At 72.4% G+C, this 7,968-nt stretch carries 5 protein-coding genes and 1 pseudogene; 4 read left to right on the top strand and 2 right to left on the bottom strand.

Translation table 11 applies throughout. The annotated features are described in order from the left end of the window. Both F9B16_RS51865 and F9B16_RS47130 read left to right on the top strand, forming a co-directional pair. Positions 1–1,590 (top strand): annotated as a pseudogene (locus tag F9B16_RS51865) (hypothetical protein); the annotation flags it as partial. Positions 1,591–1,868: 278 nt separating this feature from the next. Beyond that, positions 1,869–3,482 carry a PQQ-binding-like beta-propeller repeat protein gene (locus F9B16_RS47130; RefSeq protein ID WP_151546788.1) on the top strand — a complete coding sequence of 538 codons (1,614 nt, stop codon included), beginning with the start codon at positions 1,869–1,871 and terminating at the stop codon, positions 3,480–3,482. Between the two features lie 126 nt (positions 3,483–3,608). Here F9B16_RS47130 and F9B16_RS47125 read toward each other — a convergent pair whose 3' ends face one another. Both F9B16_RS47125 and F9B16_RS47120 read right to left on the bottom strand, forming a co-directional pair. Continuing rightward, complete coding sequence (locus F9B16_RS47125; RefSeq protein WP_151546787.1) at positions 3,609–4,526, bottom strand: phosphotransferase; 918 nt, start codon at positions 4,524–4,526, stop codon at positions 3,609–3,611. A 4-nt stretch (positions 4,527–4,530) separates the two neighbouring features. Beyond that, complete coding sequence (locus tag F9B16_RS47120) at positions 4,531–5,661, bottom strand: DUF1972 domain-containing protein (protein WP_151546786.1); 1,131 nt, start codon at positions 5,659–5,661, stop codon at positions 4,531–4,533. Between the two features lie 161 nt (positions 5,662–5,822). Here F9B16_RS47120 and F9B16_RS47115 point away from each other — a divergent pair, with 161 nt between their 5' ends. Next, positions 5,823–6,983, top strand: coding sequence for a glycosyltransferase family 4 protein (locus F9B16_RS47115; protein WP_225992583.1), 1,161 nt, complete (start codon positions 5,823–5,825; stop codon positions 6,981–6,983). An 18-nt stretch (positions 6,984–7,001) separates the two neighbouring features. Continuing rightward, a partial coding sequence (locus F9B16_RS47110; protein ID WP_225992582.1) for a GumC domain-containing protein occupies positions 7,002–7,968 on the top strand: 967 nt, incomplete at its 3' end.

Raw genomic sequence — 7,968 nt, 5'->3', positions numbered from 1 at the left:
GCCGCCGCCCTCTCGCTGGCGGGCGCGGCGCTCGCGGCGGCCGGTCCGGCCGCCGCCGACACCGACCCGCCGTCCGGGACGCCGGCGACCGTCAGCGCCGACCCGCTGCCGACCGCGCAGGTCGACGGCGTCGTGTGGAGCATGGCGACGGTCGGGAACACCGTCTACGCGACGGGGAGCTTCACCAAGGCGCGCCCGGCGGGCGTCGCCGCGGGCGGGACCGGCGAGGTCGCGCGCGGCAACATCATGGCGTTCGACCTGACGACCGGGAAGCTCAGCACCACGTTCGTGCACACGCTCGACGGGCAGGGCCTGCGGATCGTCGCGTCCCCCGACGGCAGCCGCGTCTACGTCGGCGGCGACTTCACGACCGTCGACGGCAAGGCGCACCCCCACCTGGCGGCGTTCGACACCTCGACGGGCGCGCTCATCGACTCGTTCGCGCCGAACGTGCACAACCGCGTGCGCGCGATCGCCGCGACCGACTCGACCGTGTACGTCGGCGGCAACTTCTTCAACGTCAACGGCAGCGGCCGGACGCGGCTGGCCGCGGTGAAGGCGACCGACGGGTCCAACATCGGCACCTGGCGGCCGACCGCCGACGACGACGAGGTCTACGCCCTCGCGCTGTACGGCGACCGCGTCATCGTCGGCGGCAAGTTCCAGAAGCTCAACGGCGAGACCCACGTCGGCGTCGCCGCGGTCAGCACGACCAACGGCGGGACGCTGCCGTGGAGCAGCCGGCCCATCCCCACCAAGCAGGACAGCACGCACTTCTCCTACGTGACGGACCTGCGCGTCGACGACGGCGTCGTCTACGGCGGCGCCGACGGCGAGGGCGGGCACTGGTTCGACGGCCGCTTCGCCGCCAAGGCCGACACCGGCGACCTGGTGTGGCTGGACAACTGCTACGGCGCCACCTACGGCATGTACCCCGTGGCCAACGAGGTCTACAGCGTCTCGCACGCGCACGACTGCACCTCGCTCGGCGCGTTCCCCGACACCAGCCCGCAGACCAACCACCGGGCGCTGTCGGAGACCAAGGCCGCGACCGGGACCGACCGCACCGCGCCCGGCTCCAACAGCAACTACCGCAACCAGCCGATCCCGACCCTGCTGCACTGGTTCCCGAAGCTGGCGATCGGCTCGTTCACCAAGCAGTACCAGGCGGCGTGGGCCGTCACGGGCAACGGCGGCTACGTCGCGATGGGCGGCGAGTTCCCGAAGGTGAACGGCAAGGCGCAGGCCGGGCTCGTCCGGTTCGCGATCAAGGCGGACGCGCCGAACAAGGTCGGCCCCGAGGCCGCCGACCTGAAGGTTCCGTCTGCGAGCCTGCGCACCACCGGCATCCGCGTGACGTGGCGGACGACCTGGGACATGGACAACGCGTCGCTGAAGTACCAGGTGCTCCGCGACGGCGGCACGACCCCGATCGCGACGTTCGACAAGACGGCCGCGTTCTGGAACCCGGCGACCCTCACCTACACCGACACCAGCGCCCCGAGGGGCACCCACACCTACAAGATCCGCGCGGTCGACGCGAGCGGGAACGCCGTGACGAGCGCGGCGTCCAACTCCGTCCGGCGGTGACGCCGTCCCGGTAGCCCGGGACCGCCGACGCGCGAAAGTGCCCCGAGGTTTACACCTCGGGGCACTTTTCTATTTCCGGAATTGGCCATACTGCGCTGAGCAGCCGTCTTCAAGCGCTGCGTAAGCGATTTCCGTCACGATTTCATAAGAGTGCGGAGTGGTGGTCCGTTCGGCGCACTAAGATCACGAGACCGGAGTGGCCGAGGGGGCCACCGGGGGTTGAAGTGCTTTAGGGGATCCGACTCGTGAGAGCCTTTTTGCGACAGCGCCGTGCAGGCGTGCGCGCGGGCGTTGCGTCCGCCGCCGCCCTCTCGCTCGTGGGCGCGGCCCTGATGCCCGCCGGGACGGCCGCGGCGGACACCATGCCGCCCAAGTACCTGCCCGCCACCGTCAGCGCCGACCCGCTGCCGACCGCGCAGGTGAACGGCGTCGTGTGGAGCATGGCGACGGTCGGCAACACCGTCTACGCGACCGGCAGCTTCACCAAGGCGCGCCCGGCGGGCGTCGCCGCGGGCGGCGCCGGCGAGGTCGCGCGCGGCAACATCATGGCGTTCGACCTGACCACGGGGAAGCTGAGCACGTCCTTCGTGCACTCGCTGGACGGCCAGGGCCTGCGGATCATCGCCTCGCCGGACGGCAAGCGGGTGTACGTCGGCGGCGACTTCACGACGGTCGACGGCAAGGCGCACAACCATCTGGCGGCGTTCGACACCGCGACCGGCGCGCTGATCGACTCGTTCGCGCCGAACGTGCACAACCGCGTGCGAGCGATCGCCGCGACGGACTCGACCGTGTACGTCGGCGGCAACTTCTTCAACGTGAACGGCAAGTCGCGGACGCGGCTGGCCGCGGTGAAGGCGTCCGACGGCTCCAACGTCGACACCTGGAAGCCCGTCGCCAACGACGACGAGGTGTACGCGCTCGCGGTGGCCGGCGACCGCGTCATCGTCGGCGGCCGGTTCCAGCAGCTCAACGGCGAGAAGCACGTCGGCATCGGCGCGGTCAGCGCGACCAATGGCGGGACGCTGCCGTGGAGCAGCAAGCCGATCCCGACCAAGGTGGACGCCGACCACTTCTCGTACGTGACGGACCTGCGCGTCGACGACGGGGTGGTCTACGCCTCGGCCGACGGCGAGGGCTGGTACTGGTTCGACGGCCGGTTCGCCGCCAAGGCCGACACGGGCGACCTGGTGTGGCTGGACAACTGCTACGGCGCCACGTACGGCATCTACCCGGCGGGCGGCGCGGTCTACAGCGTCTCGCACGCGCACGACTGCTCCTCCCTCAACGCGTTCCCGGAGACCACCCCGAAGACGTGGCACCGGGCGCTGGCGGAGACCAAGGCCGCCATGGGCACCGACAAGTCGGACCACCCGGGCGCCGACAGCAACTACCACGGGCAGCCGGTCCCCGAGCTGCTGACCTGGTTCCCGACGCTGGCCGTCGGCTCCTTCACCCAGCAGTTCCAGGCGGCCTGGTCCGTCACGGGCAACGGCGGCTACGTCGTGATGGGCGGCGAGTTCCCGAAGGTGAACGGCAAGGCGCAGCAGGGCCTGGTGCGGTTCGCGGTCAAGGCGGACGCGCCGAACAAGGTGGGCCCGGAGGCCTCCGCCCTGAAGGCGCCGACCGTGACCAAGACCTCCACCGGCCTCAAGCTGGCCTGGAAGGGCACCTGGGACATGGACAACGCCTGGCTGCACTACGAGGTGCTGCGTGACAACTCCACCACCGCGCTGACGACCATCAAGCAGTGGTCGGCCTTCTGGAACGAGCCGTCGATGTCCTTCACCGACACCAAGATGGCGCGGGGCAAGCACACCTACCGGCTCCGCGTGCACGACCCGCTGGGCAACACCATCACCGGCCCGGCGTCCGCGGCCGTCACCTGGTGACCCGCGTGGGCTGACCTCTGACACGGGAACGCGCCCCGGTGGACGTCCACCGGGGCGCGTTCTTCGTGTGCGCGAGGCCGCGGGTCCGCGAGGCCGCGGGTCGGCGAGGCCGCGGGTCCGGGAGGCTCAGGCCCGGCCGATGCCCCGCAGGATCTCGCTGAGGCGGGTGTTGAAGGCGGCGTCGTGGTCGCCGGTGGAGCGCTGCGCGACCCGCTTCAGCCAGAACTCCGCCGCCTCCGCGCAGCCGGTCAGGTCGTCGCGGCCGGACGGCTTGCCGAACACGGTGGCGTGCGTCGCCTCGTAGTAGACGAGGTCGGCGCCCGGCGGCGCCCACGCGGCGTCCTCCCAGTCGATCAGCCAGGGCAGGCCCCGGCCGCAGTGCCGCAGGTTCCAGGCCGTCAGGTCGCCGTGCATCGGCGTCCAGTGGTCCGGGGTCCCGGACGGGCGGGGCACCACCGCCGCGAGCCGCCGCTGCAGGTCCGCCAGCAGCGGCGCGAGCGCGATCCCGCGCACCGGGCGGGCCGGGCGCGGCGGCATCGCCTCGATCACCATCCAGTGCCAGCCGGCGGTCTCGTCGCGGTCCAGGACGCGCGGGACGCGGAAGCCGTCCGCGCGGCCCTCGGGGAACGCCGACAGCGCGCGCTCCTCGCGGTCGAGCTCGCCGGGGTCGTCGCGGAGCTTGAGGAACCCGGTGGGGCGCCCGTCGCGAAGCAGAACCGCGGCCAGGCCCGTCCGGGACGCCTGCGGGCGCTCGTAGAGGGCGAGGCCGTCGAACGTGCCGATCCGGTCGGCGAGCGTCCGCCACCGCTCGGGCCCGCCGGGCGGCTCCCAGCGGACGCGCGGGCCCGGCAGGACGCGCGGCCCGGCGACCGCCACCGCGCCGTACAGCGCCCACTGGGCGGCCAGCGCGGGCAGCTTCGAGCGGGTGAACAGCGCGACGCCGGCGCGGGCGCCGCGCCGCGAACCCGCAGGTACCAGGACATTTCCGGTCCCGATGCGGGGGCGGACGAATTCATGACCAGATGTGGTCATCTGCTCGTTCATGTCGTCACTTACCGCGAATGGTCTTGCGCGTACGGCGACCGGCCAGCAGGTCCTCGCACAGCCGCTCGTAGGCCGCCGCGACGTCGTCCCACACGTACCGCTCCGCCGCCCGCTTGCGCGCCGCGGCGCCCCGGTCGCCCGCCGCGCCCGGGTCGGCCTCCGCCGCCTCCACCTGCGCCGCCAGCTCCGCCGCGTCGCCGAAGAACCGGCCCGCCTCCTCGCCCAGCACCTCGCGGTTGAAGTTCACGTCGAAGGCCAGCACGGACGCCCCGGCGCCCATCGCGCGCAGCAGCGACGGGTTCGTCCCGCCGACCGAGTGCCCGTGGATGTAGGTGAGCGCGCCCGCGTACAGGGCGTCCAGCAGGTCCTGGTCCCACACGCCGCCCATGAAGGTGATGCGCGGGTCGTCGCCCGCCAGTTCCTTCACCTGCGCGGTGTACTCGTCGGCGTAGGGCGCCGAGCCGACGACGACGAGCGGCTTCTCCGCCTTGCTGCGCCGGTAGCCGTCCACCGCCACGTGTACGTGGTTCTCCGGCTCGAACCGGGCCACGACCAGGTGGAACCCGCCCGGCTCGTACCCGGCGTCCGCCAGCTTCCCGGTGTCGGTACTGGTCAGGATGGGCGCCCCGTACGGGATGAACACCGTGTCGGCGTCGAACCGCTCGCGGTAGTAGTCCTGGATCCCGACGGCGTCCGCGATCAGCGCGTCCGACCAGCGCACCGCCATCGCCTCGGCGGCCCGGTAGTACTTCTGGCCGGTGCCGCTCCACTTGGTGCGCTTCCACTCCAGGCCGTCGACGTGCGTCGCCACCGGGATCCGCAGCGTCCGCAGGATCGGCAGCATCGGCGCGTTCGCCGCGTTGAACAGCAGCGCGACGTCCGCGCCCTCCTTACCGATCTTGCTGCGGAAGGCGTGCAGCACCGACAGCCCGGTATGGCTGAGCGTCTCGGCGACCTTCTTCTCGATCGCCGGCAGGTACACCAGCCGCATGCCCAGGTACTCCGGCTCCGGGTGGCGCTCGCCCCGGCAGTAGACGGTGACCTCGTGCCCGCCCGCCGCCAGCCGCTTGCCGATCTCCTCGACCGCCGTCTCGAAGCCGCCGTACCGCGCCGGCACCCCGCGCGTCCCTACCATGGCGATGCGCACCCTGACCCCCAGCCATTACCGTCACTTTGTGATTGATCCGCCCAGATTATGCGGAAGGGGGGTTGCGCGTCCCTGCGGTAAACGACAGTTAATCTGAAGGTTGCGGGAGACTGGTATCCAGGGGGCTGGATCACCAGAAGGAGGGGCAAGTGGCCGAACGGGACGCGAGGTCCGCGGTGGTGCTGGCGCACCCGTCGCCCGACCTCTACGGCTCCGACCGGATGCTCGTGGAGTCGGTGCGCGCGCTGGTCCCCGGCCACCGCGTCATCGTGACGCTGCCGGCGGACGGGCCGCTCTCACCGGTGCTGCGGGACGCGGGCGCCGAGGTCGTGGTGCTGCCCGTCCCGGTGCTGCGCAAGTCGTACATGACGCCGCTCGGCCTCGTCCGGCTGGCGTTCGCCGCGACCCGGGCGCTGCCGAAGGCGTGGCGGCTGCTGCGCCGCGAACGCGCCGCCGCCCTCTACGTCAACACCGTCACGATCCCGCTGTGGCTGCTCGCCGGGCGGCTCGCCCGCGTGCCCTCCCTCTGCCACGTGCACGAGGCCGAGGACGACGTGCCCGGCCCGGTGCGCGCCGCGCTGTCGATGCCGCTGCGGCTCGCCCGCTCCGTCGTCGTCAACAGCCGCGCCAGCGCCGCCGCCCTCGGCTCCGCCGGACGCGGCGCCCAGATCATCTACAACGGGGTGGAGGAACCGCCCGAGCCGGTCGCGCCGCCGCGCGCCGTCCTGGACGGGCCCGCGCGGATCGTCCTCGTCGGGCGGCTGTCCCCGCGCAAGGGCTCCGACGTCGCGGTCCGCGCCGTCCGATCACTCCGCGATCGCGGATACGATGCGAACCTGACCCTGGTCGGGAGCGTCTTCCCCGGATATGAGTGGTTCGAGGAGGAACTGCGCGGCCTCGCCGGCGACGACGGCGCGGTGGCCTTCGCGGGATTCCGCCCGTCGGTGTGGAACTCGTTCGCCGGCGCGGACATCGCGATCGTCCCCTCGCGCGTCGAACCCTTCGGTAACGTCGCCGTCGAGGCGATGCTCGCCGGCCGGCCGGTCGTCGCCAGCGCCACCCAGGGGCTGGTCGAGATCGTCGCCGACGGCGACAACGGCGTGCTGGTCGCCCCGGACGACCCGGACGCGCTGGCGGCCGGGATCGCCCGGCTGCTGGACGACTGGGACGGCGCCCAGGCGATGGCCAAGCGGGCCGGCGCCGACGCCGCCCGGCGGTTCGGCAAGGACCGTTACCACCACGAGCTGCGGGACGCCGTCCGCCGTCTCGCCGGACCCGACGCCGACCCCATCCCGCCCACGGCCTCCTGAGGACTCCAAGAGCATCCGATGACAGCACAGACCCCCGTCACACCGGAGATCAGCCTCGTCGAGGCGGTCTGGCGCTACCGGCTGATGTCTCTCATCATCGTGCTGGCCAGCGTCCTCGCCTCGGTCGCCGCCACCCAGATCCTGTTCAGCGGCGCGACCGCCACCGCGAGGTTCGCCGTCACCGACCCGACGAACAACAACAACGCGCTGCGCATGGGCGTCGTGTCCGGGCAGGGGTACGCCGCGTACACCGCGCAGCGCGCGGCGTTCGCCGGCTCCACGCCCGTGATGGCCCGCGCCGCCGAGATCGTCAAGAGCAAGCACGGCCCGAACCTCACCGGCGAGCAGCTGCGCGGCCGGGTGAAGACCTCGAGCAAGCCGGACGGCGGCGTCGTGGTCGTCACCGCCAACGGCTCCACCATGCCCGAGGCCGCCGTCATCGCCAACGCGGTGCTGCAGGCCTACCAGGACGTCACCGTCTCCACCAACAACAGCAACCTCGACGAGCAGATCAAGGGGCTGAAGGAGCAGGAGACGAAGATCACCGAGCAGATGCAGTCGACGCAGGCGGGCACGCGGCCGTACAAGGTGCTGCAGAGCCAGCTCGCGAAGATGCAGTCGGACGAGAGCGGCCTGCTGTCGGCCCGGTCGAAGAACAACGACGGGGTCCAGTTCACCGACACCGCCGACCCGACCGCGCCGACGCCCAGCAAGCTGCCGCAGAACGGCGCGATCGGCTTCGCGATCGGCGCGATCCTGGCCTGCATCGTGTCGTTCCTGCGCGCGTCCTCCCGGCCCCGCGGCCAGGCGCAGGCCGCGCCGGCGCCCGCGATGGGCGGGATGCCGGGCGGCGCCCCCGCCGGGGCGCTCGGCGGCCCCGGGACGCCGATGCCGGAGCTTCCGGCCGGACGGTCCTACCAGGGCCGCCGGTCCATCGGCGACGGACGCGACGACGCGTACCGGTCCGAGGCCTACCGCTCCGAGG

This window comes from Actinomadura montaniterrae (assembly GCF_008923365.1).
Taxonomy (GTDB): domain Bacteria; phylum Actinomycetota; class Actinomycetes; order Streptosporangiales; family Streptosporangiaceae; genus Spirillospora; species Spirillospora montaniterrae.
The sequence above is the reverse complement of the archived record's forward strand: the minus strand, read 5'-3'. Positions and strand labels throughout refer to the sequence as shown.

Bases quoted from the DNA above. Each gene is read 5' to 3' on its own strand.
- F9B16_RS47120 (WP_151546786.1), bottom strand. From the start codon at position 5,661: ATGGTAGGGACGCGCGGGGTGCCGGCGCGGTACGGCGGCTTCGAGACG.
- F9B16_RS47125 (WP_151546787.1), bottom strand. From the start codon at position 4,526: ATGAACGAGCAGATGACCACATCTGGTCATGAATTCGTCCGCCCCCGC.